The sequence below is a fragment of the Psittacicella hinzii genome, from assembly GCF_003585885.1.
Taxonomy (GTDB): Bacteria; Pseudomonadota; Gammaproteobacteria; order Enterobacterales; family Psittacicellaceae; genus Psittacicella.
The window spans coordinates 14,345-32,764 of sequence record NZ_NRHC01000048.1; the positions used below are offsets into that span (position 1 = coordinate 14,345).

Genomic DNA, 18,420 nt, shown 5'->3' on the forward strand with positions numbered 1-18,420 from the left:
TGCGCTAAACAACTTTTACCCTAGACAAAGCCCCAATTTTTTAGCTCAAAAAACTTTTTCAAAAATTTTTCTTTACAATCAAATTATTTTCTGTATAATATTGACAATTTGCGTCTAATACAAAGAAGAATAATTATCATGACAACAAAAGAAAAAGTATCCTTAGGTCAAGAACCTATTTACGACATAAAAAATCTTTCATTTGGGAAAAAATTTCTTCTAGGCTTGCAACATACATTTGCAATGTTTGGAGCAACTGTTTTAGTTCCTATCTTAACTGGGTTAGATGTTTCTACAACTCTATTAATGATGGGTATCGGTACTCTTATTTTCCACTTAATCACACGTGGACAAGTTCCTATCTTCTTAGGCTCATCTTTTGCTTTCCTAGCTGGTTATGCCGCAGTTGCACCTAATAAAGATCCAGCAAGTTTATCTATGGCTCTTGGTGGTGTATTTGTTGCTGGTATTATCTACGCAATTTTCGCCGTTCTAATTTACGTTTTTGGTATTAAACGTATCATTCGTTTCTTCCCTCCAGTTGTAACAGGTCCAATGGTTATCTGTATCGGTTTAACCTTAGCACCTGTAGCTATTAACATGTCAAGCACTAACTGGGCTTTAGCTTTATTAGCTATTGCTATTATCGTTGTTACCACTATTTGGGGTCGTGGCATGATGAAAATCATTCCATTACTATTAGGTATCTTCGGTTCTTACTTAGTTGCTTTAGCATTTGGTTTAGTAGACAAATCTCACTTTAGTGATTTAAAAGCATTCCACTTACCTCTTCACACTGAATATTTTGCGACATTTAATCTTTCTGCAATTATCACTATTGTCCCTATTGTTCTTGCAACAACTATGGAACACATTGGTGACGTTTCTGCAGTATCTGCAACAACAAATCGCAACTATATCGTAAAACCAGGTTTACACCGTACTTTATTTGGTGACGCTGCTGCAACTATGGTAGGTTCATACTTTGGTGGTCCAGCATGTACTACTTATGGTGAAAATACTGGGGTATTAGCTCTAACTAAAGTTTACGATCCTCGTGTAACGCGTTACGCTGCTATGTTTGCAATCGTATTTGCATTCGTACCATTTATTTCAGACGTAATTAACTCTATTCCTACAGCAATTATCGGTGGGGTGTCATTAGTTCTTTACGGTATGATCTCTGCAATCGGTGCGCGTAACATTGTAGAAAACAAAGTGGACTTAACTAAATCTCGTAACTTAATCATTGCTTCAATGATCTTAGTAACAGGTCTAGGTTTTGCAAACAACCCGCTAGTGTTTAACGTAGGTAGCACAACAATTACTTTATCAGGCTTAGCAATTGCTGCTATCTCTGGTATCTTATTAAATGCAATTTTACCAGGTAATGATTACCACTTTAGCGTACAACAACCACAAGAGTATGGTAAAGCTTTATCATTATCAGGTTCTGACTCAACTTACGAAGGTTTAAATCCTGAACAAGTTGACCAAGAAGATACAGATCCAAGTATCCAAGTTTCAAAATAATCTTAAGATTGAAAACTCCTTTACTTGCGCCAAGAAATCAGAGCTTTGGCAAAAGTCTTGCAGTTCCCAGTCTCGGACTGAGATAAAACAAAACTGAAAGCTATGGAGAAAATCAATTTAGGATTGACAAAAAATAAAGGTGATTTGCTATGCAAATCACCTTTATTTTTATGTATTTTCTATGTATTCCTATGTAGTTTTTTTGCAATTAACTACCTAGTTACTATGCTAATTCTGTAATCTTAGCTGAAGCTGCAGCTTTACGACCGTGTGGATCAGTTGTATCTAAACCTTGATCTAGATAACGTAAAACTAAAGCAAAGTCTAATGATAACTCTGGATCAATTTCTAACCATACTTTATGACCATCACCTGGCGCTACTGTAATTTCTTCAAATTTACGGTTATACATTTTCTCTAAACGGTAACTTAAATTACCTTTTGGCGTCATGATTTCGATCATATCACCAACCACAAATTTGTTTTTAACTTCAACTAAAGCTAAATTACCTTCACGCTCACCTGTGAATGCACCAACAAATTGTTGGTAATCACTTGTTGAGTTCCCTGAAGTGTAGTGTTGGTACTGGTCGTGAGTATGTCTTTGTAAGAAACCGTCAGTATAACCACGGTGCGCTAATGAATCTAACTTACGTAATAATTCAGAGTTAAACTCTTTACCAGCGGCAGCGTCATCAATTGCTTGACGATAAATTTGCGCTGTACGTGCACAGTAGAAGAAAGATTTTGTACGACCTTCAATTTTTAACGAATGCACACCCATTTGCGTTAAACGGTTTACGTGTTGAATTGCACGTAAGTCACGGCTATTCATAATGTAGGTGCCATGCTCATCTTCAAAAGCCGTCATTTTTTCATCAGGACGACGAGGTTCAGTAATTAAGAAAGTCTTAGTTGTTGGTTCACCAATACCTAAAGTTGGTTCAACATTTTTAACGTTAATGCTTAGATCAGCTTCACCGTTAATAATTGCTGCGTTTGGATCTTGTTCACGGTTATCGTGTACTTCACCTTTAGCTACTTTCTCAACAATTTGTCCTAACTCATCTTCTTGCCCCTCTGCAAGGTCATACTGCCAACGACAAGCATTTGTACATGTACCTTGGTTAGGGTCACGTTTATTAATGTAACCTGATAGTAAACATCTACCAGAGTAAGCCATACATAATGCCCCATGGACAAATACTTCTAGCTCAAGCTCTGGAACGTGTTGACGAATCTCTTCGATCTCTTCTAGACTTAACTCACGTGAAAGGATTACACGCTCAACTCCGTAGTCATACCAGAATTTACAAGAAGCCCAGTTAACTGCGTTAGCTTGCACAGATAAGTGTAATGCTACTTCAGGAAAGTTTTGACGCATTAACATAATTAAACCTGGATCTGAAAGGATAAAAGCGTCTGGTTTCATGTCAACTACACGTTGCATATCCTTAACAAAGGTTTTTAATTTTGCGTTGTGGGGAGCAATGTTTACTACCACATAGAATTTTTTACCTAAAGCATGAGCTTCGTTAATCCCTTGCTCAAGAGTCTCCCAGTTAAACTCATTATTTCTTACACGTAATGAGTATCTTGGTTGACCTGCGTACACTGCATCTGCACCATAAGCAAAAGCGTAGCGCATGTTTTTTAATGAACCAGCTGGACTTAATAGTTCTGGTTTAGCATATACTACTGACATTTATTATCCCTAAAATTATTTTAGCTCTTAATCCTGAAGCTAGATTCAGGCAGTTTACAAGACTATTTATATTAAGAGCCCCTTATAAGGAGTAAAATTATTTAAATTTGTGTTTATAGTTGTTTAACGTTTAAACCTTTAATCGCAAGCTCTTCTTGTTCTTGCTTAGTGTGCTCTTCATGAATTTGACGCGCTAAAGCATCATAATCTTCACCCCCAAAAAGCTCATCAGTTGCTAGTTTATCTAGCTCTTCTTCAGTAAACTCTTGTTTACTTCCTTGAGCTTGCTCTTTAGCTAACAAAGTCGCTGGTGCAATATTTTGCGGTGCTTGCCCTGCTAGAGTTGTTTCAACTTGCTCTGCAGTTGACGCAACTACTTGCTCTGCATTATCTTGCTCTGCATTTGCTGGTTTAGAGGCTAAAACATTAACCGCTTTAGCATTTGGATTATGATGAGGGTTAAACTCTTGTTGACTTAAAGAGCTTAAGCTCGCAAAATCATATAAGCGATGATCTAGTAAGTGTGAGCGACTCACATCTTGCATTGATCTAAAAATTGTTTCAATTCGGCCAGGGAACTGCTTATCCCATGATTGCAACATTTGTTTTACCATCGCACGCTGTAAGTTCGGCTGAGAACCACAAAGGTTACAAGGAATAATTGGAAACTCTTTTAATTTCGCAAATTTCTCAATATCCTTTTCACGACAGTAAGCTAAAGGACGAATTACGGTATGCAGTCCATTGTCACTTACAAGTTTTGGTGGCATGGTTTTGAGTTTACCGGCAAAGAACATGTTTAAAAATAACGTCTCTACCATATCATCGCGGTGATGACCTAGAGCGATTTTTGTACATTTTTCTTCTTGCGCAACGCGATAAAGAATACCACGACGTAAACGTGAACATAATGAACAAGTTGTTTTACCTTCAGCAATTACGCGTTTAACTACACTATAAGTGTCTTCATTGACAATACGATAAGGTACGCCAATTGACTCTAAGTAGTTAGGTAATACTTCTTTAGGAAAGCCTGGTTGCTCTTGGTCTAAGTTAACTGCAAGTAATTCAAAATTTACTGGAGCGTACTTTTGTAAAGAACGTAAGATATCCAGTAATGCGTAAGAATCCTTACCTCCAGATAAACAAACCATGATCTTATCACCTTCTTCAATCATGTTAAAGTCAGCAATAGCCTTACCTACTTCACTACGTAAGCGTTTACTTAGTTTATTTAAACGATAGTTTTCTTGCATAGCTATACAAAACAAAAAAGAAAAACCATAGCTCTTTGGCTATGGCTTTTAAAAACAAAACCCTAAGAGTAACATTTGAGCCATGTTACTAGAGGTAAATTCTGCGGCCGATTTTCCAGACCTAATACTATCTTGAACGGAAAACGATACGACCTTTGTTAATATCGTATGGAGTTACTTCAACTGTAACTTTATCACCTGTTAAAATACGAATGTAGTTTTTACGCATTTTGCCACTAATGTGAGCAATGATTTTGTGACCGTTTTCTAATTCTACACGGAACATAGTATTAGGTAATGTTTCAATTACAGTTCCTTGAAACTCAATTGCTGGTTCTTTTGCCATGAGACCTCATTTAAAAAAATTATGTATAAAAATAACGTTGCATATTATAACACAAAAATTAATTTTTTACTGCTATTTATAAGATGTTAAAAGGGTTACTCGTTTAAGAGTAACCCTTTTAATTCTTAAGTAAAATTAAACTTAAGTAAAAAACAAATTAGTTGTTACGGATTAAGTAATCAAATGCAGCTAAAGACGCTTTTGCACCTTCACCCATTGCGATAATAATTTGTTTGTATGGTACGTTTGTACAGTCACCTGCAGCAAATACGCCTGGAACGTTAGTTTGACCACGATCATCAGTGATGATTTCACCCATACGATTTACTTCAAGTACATCTCTTGCAAAATCAGTATTTGGTACTAAACCGATTTGTACGAAGATACCAGCTAAATCTAAACGGTGTAACTCTTCAGTTGCACGATCTTGGTAGCTTAAACCAACAACTTTTTGTCCGTCACCGTGAACTTCTGTAGTTGCTGCGTTCGTAATAATTTTTACATTAGGTAAGCTACGTAATTTAGCTTGTAACACTTCGTCAGCACGTAATTTTTCATCACGTTCAATTAGAGTAACGTGTCTTACAACACCCGCTAAGTCAATAGCAGCTTCAACACCAGAGTTACCACCACCAATTACTGCAACATCTTTACCTTTGAATAAAGGACCATCACAGTGTGGACAGTAAGCTACACCACGTGCTTTATATTCAGCTTCACCTGGAACATTCATGTTTCTCCAGCGAGCACCTGTAGATAGAATTACAGTTTTAGCTTTTAATGTAGCACCGCTTTCTAATTCTACTTGAACTTGTTTTTCACCTGGAATTAATTTAGAAACGCGTTGTAAGTTCATGATATCAACACCATATGAACGTACGTGCTCTTCTAAAGCTGTTGCTAAGTGAGGACCTTCTGTTTTTAATACAGAAATGAAGTTTTCGATGTCCATAGTATCTTGTACTTGACCACCAAAACGTTCCGCCACTACACCAGTACGGATGCCTTTACGAGCAGCATATACAGCAGCTGCCGCACCAGCTGGACCACCACCTACTACTAAAACATCAAACTGTTCTTTTTCAGATAATTGTGCAGCTTTACGCTCAACTGAAGCAGTATCTAATTTAGCTAAGATTTCTTCTACACTTGTACGACCTTGACCAAATAGTTCACCGTTTAAGTAAACTGAAGGCACTGACATAATTTGTAGTCTATCAACTTCTTCTTGGAATAAAGCACCGTCAATTGACACGTGTTTAATACGTGGGTTGATTACAGACATAGCGTTTAATGCTTGTACTACATCTGGACAGTTTTGACAAGAAAGTGAGAAGTAAGTTTCGAAGTAGTAATCACCTGGTAGGTTTTTGATTTGCTCTACAACTTCATTGCTTAATTTAGCTGGGTAACCACCTACTTGTAATAAAGCAAGTACTAATGAAGTGAACTCATGTCCCATTGGGATACCAGCAAAAGTAACAGCCACGTCAGAACCAACGCGTGCAATTGTAAATGCTGGTTTACGAGTAGCTTCTTCAACTTCAACGTAAGAAATTTTGTCACTTCTTAAAGAAGCAATTTCTAATAATAATTCTTTTAATTCAGCTGATTTAGCATCAGTACCTAAGTTTGCACGAAGCTCGATAGGTAATTCTACTCTTTCTAGGTAAGTTTGTAATTGAGATTTAATTGCGTTATCTAACATAATATTCACTAATTCTTTTTTAACATTATTCACAATTGAGAAAAAGAGCACCGCATAGTGCCCCATAAGGTAGTGTACCTACTTATAGGGCACTCATGCCTATGCTCTTTTATATACTAAACTCTCAGTCTAGATTAGATTTTACCAACTAGGTCTAAAGATGGTTTAAGAGTTTCTGCACCTTCTTTCCATTTAGCTGGACAAACTTCACCTGGGTTAGCTGCGATGTATTGAGCAGCTCTAATTTTACGTAATAATTCGCTAGCTTCACGACCGATACCGTTATCGTTCACTTCAGCTAATTTGATGTTACCTTGTGGGTCTACTAAGAAAGTACCACGTAAAGCTACACCTTCTTCTTCAATTAATACTTGGAAGTTACGTGATAAAACGTGAGTAGGGTCAGCTAACATAGTGTAGTTAACTTTACCGATTGCTGGAGAGTGATCGTGCCATGCTTTGTGAGCAAAGTGAGTATCTGTTGATACTGAGTAGATTTCCACACCTAATTTTTGGAATTCTGCATAGTTATCAGCTAAGTCTTCTAATTCTGTAGGACATACAAATGTAAAGTCTGCAGGGTAGAAGAAGAATACTGACCATTTACCAGCTAAGTCTTTATCTGAAACTTCAACAAAACTACCTTGTTTGTAAGCGTTAACTTTGAAAGGTAATAATTTAGTATTAATTAATGACATTGTCTTAGATTCCTTAAATAAAATTATCGATAGGATTAAATTATGGATATATTATAAAACAAAAAAAGCTAATTGTTTAGATTATTTTCTACTTTTTACCAAAATAACACTTATATACCTGATAAATAAAGATAAAAAATAAGAAACCATAAGGCGAACTTTAAAAGAAAAAGTAAGATTTTCTCTCAAAAATGTAAAATTCACATATAGCAATTTTTAAGAAAAAAAGTTATTTTTTCGAAAAAAGAACTAGCGAACTTTTCCCTCAAAAGTTATCTCTTATTTCACCAATAAATACCAGATCAAAGTAAGCTATACTTTAAAAGCACTCTCTAAATTGCCTCTTCTAATTGCCTCTTTTAAAATTTTGTTTTGCTAAATGCAAAATTTAATTGTCTAACAGTTTGGTGAGACGTATAAAACAGACTTCTAAATTTAGAAAGCTCAACTAACCCCTTGTATACGCTTGAGCATTAGCATCATAATTTGCCATAACTAAAATAACTCGTAACTAACGTAAAACTATCTCAAATTTACTTTTCTTAAGTTATTTAGTAAATACAAATTTTTTCTAAGCTAGCACGCTATTATGCTAAAATGTCTATTTACATATACGTCTATATTTTTTAGAGATAACAAAGATTTTTATTCAAAAGTTTCTTGTTAATTCAATAAACTTTTCCCTAATTAAATTTTCGGAGTATTTTTACAATGACGGCTACTATAGCTTCTACACAGCAAGTATTAAATGGTGAAGTTAAAGTCGGAGAACTAGTAACTGTACGTGGTTGGGTACGTTCTCGTCGTGACTCTAAAGCTGGTTTTTCATTTTTAGCAGTATATGATGGTTCTGGTTTTAATCCAGTTCAAGCAGTTGTTGCTAACGATCTAGCAAATTACGAAAGCGAAGTTTTAAAATTAACTAACGGCTGTTCTGTAATTGTGACTGGTGAAGTAGTACAATCAGCTGGTGAAGGTCAAGCTGTAGAAATTAAAGCTACAAACGTAGAAGTAGTTGGTTGGGTAGCAAATCCTGATCAATACCCTATGTCTAACAAACGTTTATCAGTTGAATACTTACGTGAAATTGCTCACTTACGTCCAAGAACAAACCTAATTGGTGCTGTTGCTCGTGTACGTAACACTTTAGCATTTGCAATTCATGAGTTCTTTAACGATCGCAACTTCTTATGGTGTGCTACCCCTTTAATTACAGCTTCAGATACTGAAGGTGCTGGCGAACTATTCCGTGTTTCTACGTTAGATTTAAACAATCTACCAAGAACAGAAGAAGGTAAAGTAGACTTCAAACAAGATTTCTTCGGTAAAGAAACTTTCTTAACTGTATCAGGTCAACTTAATGGTGAAACTTATGCTTCAGCTTTAAGTAAAATCTATACCTTTGGTCCTACTTTCCGTGCGGAAAACTCAAACACAACTCGTCACTTAGCTGAATTCTGGATGGTTGAGCCTGAAGTAGCTTTCTACGATTTAGAAGACAATGCTAAATTAGCAGAAGATTTATTACGTCACTGCTTTAAACGTGTTTTAGAGAAAAACCGCGAAGATTTAGAGTTCTTTAATAAATTTGTTCAACCTGGTGTACTAGAGCGTTTAGAGCAACTAGTTGACGCTGAGTTCGTTCATGTTGACTATACAGATGCAATTAAAATCCTAGAAAACTGCGGTAAGAAATTCGAATTCCCTGTTTACTGGGGTGTTGACATGTCATCAGAACATGAGCGTTACCTAGCTGAAGAACACTTCAAATCTCCTGTAATTGTGAAAAACTATCCTAAAGAGATCAAAGCTTTCTACATGCGTCTAAATGAAGATGGTAAAACTGTAGCAGCTATGGATATCTTAGCTCCAGGTATTGGTGAGATCGTTGGTGGTTCACAACGTGAAGAGCGTTTAGATGTATTAGAACAACGTATTAAAGATCTAGGTATGAAACCAGAAGATTACGATTGGTACTTAGATTTACGTCGTTACGGTACAGTACCTCACGCAGGTTTCGGTTTAGGTTTTGAACGTTTAATCAGTTATGTAACTGGTGTACAAAACGTTCGTGACGTGATCCCATTCCCACGTACACCTAATAACGCAGCATTCTAATTTAATTGCTTTGCTGAGCAAGAAAAATGTCCGGTGAGCAACACCGGACTTTTTTCTTTAGATTTAAGGAATTTATGCTTTTTTCTACCCCTAACTTTGTAATTATAGCTATGCTTGTGGCATTTAGAGCTACCCATAATTTTAGGGATCCACGCTTTAGTACTTTTGCTTTAAGTGCTACAGTTATTTTCTTAGAGTTAATTTCCTCTGCTCTATCGCCTAACTTCTTTTATTCAAGCTTTTTACAGTTAAATCCGTATAAACCTTTATTTGTGGTAACCTCTTACTTCCTGCTAGGCTTTGCTTTTTATCACTTAATTTCAAGCCAATGGTTACACCAAAGGATACGTCGTCGCTATCCAGGTTTTACGCAAGCAGCAACTTTATACGCACGTGAAGTTGTAATTGTTACAGAAATTATTGCTTCATTCCTTGCTTATTTAAGTTTATCTGACTTTGCGCAATTTAGCTCTTGGCTTGTTGCCTCATCAAGCCGTGCTCAAGAAGCTACAAGTAACTTTTGGTTTATTGCTATAGTTACGCTTATTGTTGTTCGCTTCTTTTACAACCTGTTATTAGGTAATTACAAAACTTTTGTCTTCTGGAGCGTAAGCATAATTTTCTTTTTCACTTATACTTTAATTGGTCATCGTGAGTACTTTGCTACTAATACCTTTTTATATGTATATGCCGTTAGTTATATCTTTAGATATATTGCTACCGAAGAGAACTTTTACAACTTCTTTGCTCGCACTAAGTTATCAGAAGCACGTTTTGCAATGCTCCTCCACGGTTTAACAGCCCTTGCAGAGTTAATTGCTAGCCTAATGATCCTAGGAATCTTTGTAAATTCCTATACTGATTTAACTTTTTTGAAATCATACTTTTAGCGACTAACTCTTAGTCGCCTTATTTTGTTATGCAAAATTTTTTTACTTACTATCCTCAAAGCTTACTCTTTATTCTATGTTGGGGAAGCAGGTTAGCGCTCAACTTAAAGAGAACCAAGTACAGCTTTGATGCTACTATGTTTATCCTTGCAGGAAGTATTAGCTTTATTCTTTATGTCATTGGCTTCCATACTTTTCATTTAATGGATTATGGCGCTTATGATCATACTTTACTGCTTGTTTTAGCTTTTGCTTTACTAAACGTCCTTTACCTCTTTTTTACAAGAAGTAATTTTGCTATTGATATTGCCCAAAAGTACAAAGATACCCTTTTTAGTCGCAAAACTGTAGTTTTTTGTGCTTTAGCAGAAGCAATTATTGCTCTGTATGCTTTTGTGATGTACATGCATCATCCAATAGCTTTTAGTAAAGGTCTAGAAGAACCTGTACTTGAAGTCCTTACAGGCAACAATACTGTTAGCATGCTTTTACTTGCGGTAGTAGCTTGTCGTTTCTTCTATGTACTCACAGTGGGAACTTACCGCGTCCTAACCTTTTGGTTAAGTTTTATTGCTGCTTTGGGAGTATTCGGAGGAGTTATCTACTACTTTGTAGGTTTTACGGAGAGTTTAGCTTATATCCCTGCAATTATCTACTTTGCTATTCTCGTAGCGTTAAAAGTAAATCATCGTTTCCTAATTACTAATGATAGTAAACAAATTACTTTTGCTTCCGTAATCCCGTACGTACTACGTACTTTAGGTGGTTTATTAGAGCCTCTGTGCTTAAGTTTAATTATCTATTTTGTCGTAGTTTACTTTATTGGCGCTTTTCTTTAATTAAGTAAGCAATTTATAAGAGGAGAGCTTAAACTTGCAAAGTAAAAACAAAGCAAGAGCCTAAACTCTTAAAATACCTGCAAGATAATTGATAAATACAAGATAATTGGTAAATCATTGTTAAAAGCTTAAAGCTAAAGGTTAGACTTTAGCTTTAAGCTTTTTCAATCAAACCTTTGTCGCATTTATTTATCGTTTTTACTGCTAATAGTGTATAATTAAGCTAGTAAAAAAATTACTACTTAAACATATTGGAATTTAATTACTATGTTTTCAATTGCCGATTTATTTTTAGGAATTATTGTCCTAGTTTTCTTTGTACGTGGATATTTAAAAGGATTTCTAGGTTCAGTATTATCTCTAGTTGCTTTAGCGGGATCTATTTTTATTGCTTTAAATTACACAAGTGACTTTTATAATACCCTCTCAAAAGTACCTTATGTAACTAGCTACCCAGTTATTGCTTTAATTATTGTTTTCCTAATCTCATACATTTTCTTAGGTCTAGCTGCTCGTGCTTTAACAGCGCTATTTGGTAGATCAATCGTATTATCTAACCCATTATTATCTCTTTTAGGTGGAGTAATCTACGCTTTTGTTACTATTTTAGTAATCTCTGTAGTTTACACTTTATTAAAAGAGAATGGTGTAGATGTTGATCATATCGTAAGCAGTTTTGATCAATCTTACTCTAAGAGAGTGATTGATTATTGCAACTCTGGTTTTAACATTACAGAAAAAGTTAAAGAGATCTTTAACCCTACTGTAATTGATAAAGCTCTAGGTAAGTAATAATCATAATTTTTCCTCATTGAAGTAAAACTCTTTTGAAAGTCAATTATGACTTGCGATAGAGCAATTTACTTAAATTTAGATACTCATAACGTTTGAGGTCTCCTTCAATTGAAGGAGACCTTTTTAGTTTCGAAAAATCTTGCAAAAACTGGCACACTTGGTAGGGGTCGAACCTACATCTTCCTGCATCGGAAACAGACGCTTTACCATTTAAGCTACAAGTGTAAATATAAATACTTTAACTTTTATAACTTAAAGTTATTAAAGTTACAAGGGCAAAAAAAAGGGTCTTTAAAAAGAATGGCGCACCCAACAGGATTCGAACCTGTGACCGTTCGCTTAGAAGGCGAATGCTCTATCCAACTGAGCTATGGGTGCTCTCTATCTTTTTATTAGACGTTGTAATTATAGTATAAGTTTTATCCTTTTGCAATCGTTTTTTAAGATTTTTTCATTAACCTCTTTGATTTTGGCACAAAAAAATTTTTAATTCTACATTAGAAAACTACATTTAGCCATTTCATTGTTACGTAATAAATAGCTCTTATTATTTGCACTCACACCTTATTACTTCTAATATTTTAAGCAAAAAATAAGTTAAAATATATCAAGATTTAACTTTAGGAGAGCACCCCTATGACTGAAAAGTTTTTCTATAGTTTGCAAAAAGAGACAGATAAAAACGAATATAAGACTTTACTGCAAATATTTGGCTCTTTATCTAAACTTTTTTCTGACAATACCATCCCTTATTTACACTACAGAATATCTGAAAATATTTTTTGTAAGGCCTTTAAAACTATAAACGATTCTCGCAAAGATAACTCTATTGATGCACATATAGGGAAAATTGGTATAGGTCTAAAAACATTCTTACACAATCATGGAAACACTTATCAAAAAATAGCAGAGTTTAACGCTGAAGCTGATTCATTAAAAAACTTACCACCCCTAGAGCTTTGCCAACGTCTTGCTCACCTAAGAAATAAAAGATTAAAGTCTACCCAAGGGATATATGAACTAGAAACCCTCATTTATCATCTTATCACTAGGGAACCGGAAAGCTTCAACATATATGAAGAACCAATGGATACTATAAATGTAGACAAGATCATAAATATTGTTGACTCCCCCAAATCCATAACTTTCGAAGACGATAAAAATGAATAATCATTCAATAAGTCCAAGAGTACTTTATTCAAAAAATTTAAATTGCAATCTAAAAGCTATCTAGAAAAAATTGAGATACATATAAAAGACGACCCTTATCAATTCTTACTCAATGCTTTTGGTACACAAGAATCGAGTATCCAAAAATTAGATGCCAAAAACAAAACTGCTTTACCAAACTCACTTTTTGGCAAGAGCTCATTAAGTTCAAAAATCTTATCTAGTAACTCCTCAGTAGATTTTAATGAAACAAATCTCGCGAAAAATAATTTTGATTATATAATATTACCTCTTTACAGCCCTAGAAGTAATCAAGTTGAATTAAAATCAGGTTTAAACCAATGGAATGCAGGCGGACGTAAACGTGAACTTGATGAAGTTTACATTCCTGTACCTTCATGGATACATAAAAAGAAGAAAGGCTTCTTTACCTATAAATCCCAAGACTTCAAGACAGATTCTTTTGATGTCAAACTTCCTAGTGGAAAAGTAATAAGTATGAGGATCGTACAACAGGGAGGTAAAGCTTTAATGAGCAACCCTAACTCATACTTAGGAGAATGGATATTAAGAAAAATTTTAGATATACCTAGAGGCGTTATTGTTACAAAGAGTGATTTAAATGAAATCGGTATTGACAGCGTTATTCTCTATAAACATGATGAGTTTAACTACTCTTTAGACTTTCTTCCACTAGGATCCTATGAAAAATTTGCTCAAGAATACAATTCGTAACCGTTACTATTTAGTAAAAAAATTGACATAAAAACCTAAGTATAACTTTAGGAGAAACTCTTAGATGAAATTAGTTGGATTTTTTGCCGGAGTTGGTGGTATCGAACTAGGGTTCGAACAAGCAGGCTTCGATGTTATATGGTCAAACGAAATTGACCAAAATGCAGCCAAAACCTTTACCTTCAACCACCAACATCAACTTGTTGTTGATGATATCAACAACATTAAGAGTGAAGACGTGCCTGACTGTGATGTTATTGTTGGTGGTTTTCCTTGCCAAGCCTTTTCTGTTGCCGGCTATCGTAAAGGTTTTGAAGATGAAAGAGGTGAGGTTTTCTTTCAATTAGCGCGTATTATTAAAGACAAACAACCACGCGTTATCTTTATTGAAAATGTTAAAAACCTACTTTCACACGATAAAGGAAATACTTTTAAAGTAATTCGTGAAACCTTAGAAAGCTATGGTTACCAAATTATCCCTCTACTGTTAAATGCCCTACAATATGGTAATGTTCCGCAAAATCGTGAACGTATCTATATTATTGGCTTTAAAAACCAAGAGGATTTTTACAACTTTACTCCACCTCAAGCTATACCATTAGAAAGGTCAATTGCGGATATAGTTGATTACAACCAAAAGGTAGATGACCGTTATTACTATACTCCAGAAAAAACTAAGTTCTATCCGCAACTAAAAGAAGCCATAGTTAACCGCGACACAGTGTACCAATGGCGTCGTGTTTATGTACGTGAGAACAAATCTAACTCTTGTCCAACTCTAACAGCTAACATGGGAACTGGCGGACATAATGTTCCTTTAGTTTTAACAAAACATGGTATTCGTAAACTAACTCCTGAAGAGTGTTTCAAGTTCCAAGGTTATCCTGATAACTTTAAGTTACCAAATATTGCTACTTCCCATTTATATAAGCAAGCAGGTAACTCTGTTGTCGTTCCTGTAATTTATCGCTTAGCCCAAGCAATTAAGCAGGCTCTTGAAAAAAGTGAGCAAAAGTAACTTTGCTGATAAAGTAACTTGCTGACAAAGTTATGCTCCATGTGAAGCAACTTTGCATGTAGAGTAACTTTGCATGCCAAGCTCCTTTACTTGAGATTGCCCGTTTAAAACAACTTATACCCCTTAGTTTAAGCTGTTTATGCTAGCTTAGTATAAAATTTTCTCGCAAGATTTTTACCTCGCTACTTACTAATCTTTGTCTTTTAGATAAGAATGAGTATAAATTAACAGAGAAGATCGCCTAATTACTATATAAGCATATAAAAATATCTTGAAAATTTAAAAAAAAACGCTATTATAGAGTAGTAAAAAATTATTTATTAACATTACTTTTGACTGTAATTATCTAACTAGCAATTCTCAAGCTTATATTAGACCACTTTACTAAAAAATGGTAAAATTGACTTGATAAAAATCAAATAGTTATATAACCTACAGTATAAAGTTATAACCCTATCTATTTTTATAGATCAGGGAAAAAGGAGTTTAAGTGAAACCATTTCTTAGAAAGAATGCTTTTTTAGTATTATTGGTTTTTCTAGCTGCTATTAGTTTATTTAGCTTCTTCTCTGATGCTAATAGTAATAGAAATACACAACCTTATTCAACTTTTGTTCAACAAATTGAAAGTGATAAAATTGGTCAAGTACAAATTTCACAAACAGGTACTATTGTTGTTAGCCTAAAATCAGGTGAAACATACACAACAATTCTACCAATGCGTGATGATCAACTACTAAATCAATTACTTGCGAAAAACATCACAGTAATCGGTAAATTACCAGAGCGTCCTAGCGCAATCGTGGAAATCTTAGTTAACATGATTCCACTGTTATTATTTCTAGGTTTATACCTCTGGGCAATGCGCCGTATGACTGGTGGTATGGCTAGCGCTATGGGTAATGATAAACAAGTTGGTCGTGTTTACGAAGCCAAAGATATCAAAACTCGTTTAACAGACGTAGCTGGATGTGAAGAAGCAAAACGCGAAGTTGCGGAAATTGTTGACTTCTTACGTGACCCACAAAAATTCAATGACATTGGTGCACGCATTCCTAAAGGTGTACTAATGGCAGGTCCTCCAGGTACAGGTAAAACTTTATTAGCGCGTGCGGTAGCTGGTGAAGCTGGTGTTCCATTTATTACTATTGCCGGTTCTGATTTCGTTGAAATGTTTGCCGGTGTGGGTGCACAACGTGTACGTGCAATCTTTAATCAAGCGAAAAAATTCGGTAAAGCAATTATCTTTATCGATGAGATCGATGCCGTAGGTCGTAAACGTGGTGCTGGTTTTGGTGGTGGTCACGATGAGCGTGAACAAACTCTAAACCAATTACTAGTTGAAATGGACGGTTTCGATGAGAAAACAAGCATTATCGTAATTGCAGCAACTAACCGTGCTGACGTTCTAGATGACGCTTTAGTTCGTCCAGGTCGTTTTGACCGTACGGTAAACCTAGACTTACCTGACTTAAAAGGTCGTCTACAAATTCTTCAAGTGCACGCTAAGAAAGCTCGTTTAGCTCGTGATGTTAACTTAAATACAGTTGCACGTGGTACTCCAGGCTTTTCAGGTGCAGAATTAGCTAACTTAATCAACGAAGCGGCATTAATGGCAGCTCGTAATGGTCAAAAAGAAGTAACTATGAAATACTTCGAGTTAGCACAAGATAAAATTACTTTAGGTACTGAACGTCCTTCATTAACTATGAAAGAAGTTGATAAATTACGTACAGCTTATCACGAAGCTGGACACGCAATTGTTGGCTACTTAGTAGAAGGTAACGATCCAGTACACAAAGTTACAATTATTCCTCGTGGTCGTGCTTTAGGGGTTACTCACTTCTTACCAACAGAAGATCAAGTATACCAAAGCTTCTCAATCTACGAAGCTAAGTTACAAATGGCTTACGCTGGTCGTTTAGCTGAAGAAATTATCTTCGGTAAAGACTATGTATCAACTGGTGCTTCTTCTGATATTCAATATGCAAGTCGCATGGCGCGTGCTATGGTTACTGCATACGGTTTTGATGATGAGTTAGGTCCAATTAACTACGCTCCTGATCAAAATGATCCATATGGTCGTCCACAAGCTTCAGACGCTTTTGCTGAACGTATTGACCAAGCTGTATTAGCGATTATCAAACGTAACTACGATAAAGCGCGTTTAGTGTTACAACAAAACCGCGATATCCTTGAAGCAATGAAAGACGCTTTAATGGAATATGAAACTATCGACAAATGGCAAGTAGAGCGCATTATGAATCGTCAACCTGCAGGTAAACCTCGCGATTGGGATGATGAGGACGATGATCGTAACTACGAACATTTAAACGATAATATCTAATTTAAAAGTAAATTAGTCTTGACGGGATTTAGCTCTGCTAGATCCCGTTTTCTTATTGCTGCTTAAATAAACAACTCATAAAGCAAATTTACCCCTGATAACCATTTTTTCCTTACGAGAATAGTGCTAAGCGATAACCTAATATTCAACAACTTAAGAAATCTTTAGTAAAATTTTCACCTTGAAAAACTTGGAAATAAAATTTTCGTGTATATACTATTGAAACAAACTCAAAGTTTGTGATAAATTCAAACATTTATAAAACAACAAATAGAGAGACTTCTATCTGGACATTAATATGAAATTAAAAAAATTATTTGCACTTTCAACTTTAGCAGTAGCAATCCCTACTTTAGCTTTTGCTTCAGCAACAAGCCAAACTGCTAACTATAGTTCAAACAAATTCTTTGGTGACTACACAGCTAACGAAGCAGTAGCTAGCTACATTGAAGGTAACTCTTACCGCTTACCATTACCAGGTGTTGGAGCTTACGAACAAGTTACTCGTGCTTTATTTGATTTAGCTAAAGATGATGACTTCTACTCGGTAGAAGATAAAGCTGAACATTTTGAAGATGTTTTTGTAACTTTCTACGTAGTATCTAAAGTAGCTGCACAAACTCAAGACAACAAACTAGGTTTTGATGCAAGTCAAGTTACTTTAAACTCTTACTTAAGAGATTTAACAGCTGCATGTAATACAGGTCAATTAACAGTTAACCGTAGCGCAGTAAACAACAATTTATCAGTTTCTTTAACTAGCAAAGAAGCTCGTAAAGTAAATGGTTACGCACGTGATTTCGAAAACTTATGTACTCTATCTGAGCAATACACTAGTTTAATCAACTTACCTGAGTTCAAAAGCTACTTAGCTCTTTACTCTGAGTATGCTGAGCACGTGTACCAAGTGTATAGACAACAAGCTGGTACTTACGGCGTAAACTTAACTTACGATAACTTAACTGACGACTTTATTGAAGATCAAGCAAAATTACAATTTAGACAAGCTAACCCACGCGGTTACCGTCTATTAAAAGATTTTGATAATTATGCAGTAGAAACTCGTGCAATCTACCGTGCATTAAGCTAATTTTTAGCTAAATAATATTAGTATAAATCTCCAAGCCCGTAAATTATTTACGGGCTTTTTTTTGTCAAAAGTGATACAATATAGAAGCAAATTTTTACTTAGAACTAGGCAGAAATCCGGTTAATCACCTAATGAGATTTCTGATGAATATCCTCATTAACTAGCAGAGCTT

15 protein-coding genes and 2 tRNA genes are annotated in these 18,420 nt (G+C 35.3%); 10 read left to right on the forward strand and 7 right to left on the reverse strand.

Annotated features, from left to right (window positions below):
• Positions 1–138: 138 nt before the first annotated feature.
• On the forward strand, positions 139–1,533 hold the full coding sequence (locus CKF54_RS04345) for a uracil-xanthine permease family protein (RefSeq protein WP_119525131.1): 1,395 nt from the start codon (positions 139–141) through the stop codon (positions 1,531–1,533).
• Positions 1,534–1,756: 223 nt separating this feature from the next.
• Here CKF54_RS04345 and yegQ read toward each other — a convergent pair whose 3' ends face one another.
• From yegQ to ahpC, 5 genes are all read right to left on the reverse strand, one after another.
• The gene (yegQ, locus tag CKF54_RS04350; protein WP_119525133.1) at positions 1,757–3,238 is read right to left on the reverse strand and encodes a tRNA 5-hydroxyuridine modification protein YegQ; all 1,482 of its coding nucleotides are present in this window, start codon (positions 3,236–3,238) and stop codon (positions 1,757–1,759) included.
• A gap of 113 nt (positions 3,239–3,351) precedes the next feature.
• Positions 3,352–4,494: a tRNA 2-thiocytidine(32) synthetase TtcA gene (ttcA, locus tag CKF54_RS04355; protein ID WP_119525135.1), complete on the reverse strand. Its 1,143-nt coding sequence runs from the start codon at positions 4,492–4,494 to the stop codon at positions 3,352–3,354.
• A gap of 127 nt (positions 4,495–4,621) precedes the next feature.
• Complete coding sequence (infA, locus tag CKF54_RS04360) at positions 4,622–4,840, reverse strand: translation initiation factor IF-1 (RefSeq protein ID WP_119525137.1); 219 nt, start codon at positions 4,838–4,840, stop codon at positions 4,622–4,624.
• Between the two features lie 157 nt (positions 4,841–4,997).
• On the reverse strand, positions 4,998–6,548 hold the full coding sequence (ahpF, locus tag CKF54_RS04365) for an alkyl hydroperoxide reductase subunit F (protein ID WP_119525175.1): 1,551 nt from the start codon (positions 6,546–6,548) through the stop codon (positions 4,998–5,000).
• Between the two features lie 134 nt (positions 6,549–6,682).
• Complete coding sequence (ahpC, locus tag CKF54_RS04370) at positions 6,683–7,246, reverse strand: alkyl hydroperoxide reductase subunit C (RefSeq protein ID WP_119525139.1); 564 nt, start codon at positions 7,244–7,246, stop codon at positions 6,683–6,685.
• Between the two features lie 711 nt (positions 7,247–7,957).
• On the opposite strand from ahpC, the gene asnS reads away from it, so the two are divergent.
• The 4 genes from asnS (at position 7,958) to CKF54_RS04390 (ending at position 11,885) form a co-directional block, all read left to right on the forward strand.
• The gene (gene asnS / locus CKF54_RS04375; protein WP_119525141.1) at positions 7,958–9,364 is read left to right on the forward strand and encodes an asparagine--tRNA ligase; all 1,407 of its coding nucleotides are present in this window, start codon (positions 7,958–7,960) and stop codon (positions 9,362–9,364) included.
• A 74-nt stretch (positions 9,365–9,438) separates the two neighbouring features.
• Positions 9,439–10,254 (forward strand): hypothetical protein, encoded by an 816-nt coding sequence (locus CKF54_RS04380; RefSeq protein ID WP_119525143.1) that lies wholly within the window; start codon positions 9,439–9,441, stop codon positions 10,252–10,254.
• A gap of 29 nt (positions 10,255–10,283) precedes the next feature.
• The gene (locus tag CKF54_RS04385) at positions 10,284–11,093 is read left to right on the forward strand and encodes a hypothetical protein (RefSeq protein ID WP_147396815.1); all 810 of its coding nucleotides are present in this window, start codon (positions 10,284–10,286) and stop codon (positions 11,091–11,093) included.
• A 267-nt stretch (positions 11,094–11,360) separates the two neighbouring features.
• Positions 11,361–11,885, forward strand: coding sequence for a CvpA family protein (locus tag CKF54_RS04390; RefSeq protein WP_119525147.1), 525 nt, complete (start codon positions 11,361–11,363; stop codon positions 11,883–11,885).
• A 152-nt stretch (positions 11,886–12,037) separates the two neighbouring features.
• Here CKF54_RS04390 and CKF54_RS04395 read toward each other — a convergent pair.
• Positions 12,038–12,113, reverse strand: a tRNA-Arg gene (locus CKF54_RS04395).
• Positions 12,114–12,189: 76 nt separating this feature from the next.
• A tRNA-Arg gene (locus CKF54_RS04400) sits at positions 12,190–12,266 on the reverse strand.
• A 258-nt stretch (positions 12,267–12,524) separates the two neighbouring features.
• Between CKF54_RS04400 and CKF54_RS04405 the strand changes: the two genes are divergently transcribed.
• From CKF54_RS04405 to CKF54_RS04425, 5 genes are all read left to right on the forward strand, one after another.
• A complete protein-coding gene (locus CKF54_RS04405; RefSeq protein ID WP_119525149.1) occupies positions 12,525–13,058 on the forward strand; it encodes a hypothetical protein in 534 nt (177 codons plus the stop codon).
• Positions 13,059–13,100: 42 nt separating this feature from the next.
• Positions 13,101–13,793, forward strand: a complete 693-nt coding sequence (locus tag CKF54_RS04410) for a restriction endonuclease PLD domain-containing protein (RefSeq protein WP_119525151.1) — start codon at positions 13,101–13,103, stop codon at positions 13,791–13,793.
• 64 nt (positions 13,794–13,857) lie between these two features.
• On the forward strand, positions 13,858–14,811 hold the full coding sequence (locus CKF54_RS04415; protein ID WP_119525153.1) for a DNA cytosine methyltransferase: 954 nt from the start codon (positions 13,858–13,860) through the stop codon (positions 14,809–14,811).
• Between the two features lie 490 nt (positions 14,812–15,301).
• Positions 15,302–17,158, forward strand: coding sequence for an ATP-dependent zinc metalloprotease FtsH (gene ftsH / locus CKF54_RS04420; RefSeq protein WP_119525155.1), 1,857 nt, complete (start codon positions 15,302–15,304; stop codon positions 17,156–17,158).
• A gap of 298 nt (positions 17,159–17,456) precedes the next feature.
• Positions 17,457–18,248 (forward strand): hypothetical protein, encoded by a 792-nt coding sequence (locus CKF54_RS04425; RefSeq protein ID WP_119525157.1) that lies wholly within the window; start codon positions 17,457–17,459, stop codon positions 18,246–18,248.
• The last annotated feature ends 172 nt before the right edge of the window (positions 18,249–18,420 follow it).

Bases quoted from the DNA above. Each gene is read 5' to 3' on its own strand.
- CKF54_RS04345 (WP_119525131.1), top strand. From the start codon at position 139: ATGACAACAAAAGAAAAAGTATCCTTAGGTCAAGAACCTATTTACGAC.
- yegQ (WP_119525133.1), bottom strand. From the start codon at position 3,238: ATGTCAGTAGTATATGCTAAACCAGAACTATTAAGTCCAGCTGGTTCA.
- ttcA (WP_119525135.1), bottom strand. From the start codon at position 4,494: ATGCAAGAAAACTATCGTTTAAATAAACTAAGTAAACGCTTACGTAGT.
- infA (WP_119525137.1), bottom strand. From the start codon at position 4,840: ATGGCAAAAGAACCAGCAATTGAGTTTCAAGGAACTGTAATTGAAACA.
- ahpF (WP_119525175.1), bottom strand. From the start codon at position 6,548: ATGTTAGATAACGCAATTAAATCTCAATTACAAACTTACCTAGAAAGA.
- ahpC (WP_119525139.1), bottom strand. From the start codon at position 7,246: ATGTCATTAATTAATACTAAATTATTACCTTTCAAAGTTAACGCTTAC.
- asnS (WP_119525141.1), top strand. From the start codon at position 7,958: ATGACGGCTACTATAGCTTCTACACAGCAAGTATTAAATGGTGAAGTT.
- CKF54_RS04380 (WP_119525143.1), top strand. From the start codon at position 9,439: ATGCTTTTTTCTACCCCTAACTTTGTAATTATAGCTATGCTTGTGGCA.
- CKF54_RS04385 (WP_147396815.1), top strand. From the start codon at position 10,284: ATGCAAAATTTTTTTACTTACTATCCTCAAAGCTTACTCTTTATTCTA.
- CKF54_RS04390 (WP_119525147.1), top strand. From the start codon at position 11,361: ATGTTTTCAATTGCCGATTTATTTTTAGGAATTATTGTCCTAGTTTTC.
- CKF54_RS04405 (WP_119525149.1), top strand. From the start codon at position 12,525: ATGACTGAAAAGTTTTTCTATAGTTTGCAAAAAGAGACAGATAAAAAC.
- CKF54_RS04415 (WP_119525153.1), top strand. From the start codon at position 13,858: ATGAAATTAGTTGGATTTTTTGCCGGAGTTGGTGGTATCGAACTAGGG.
- CKF54_RS04425 (WP_119525157.1), top strand. From the start codon at position 17,457: ATGAAATTAAAAAAATTATTTGCACTTTCAACTTTAGCAGTAGCAATC.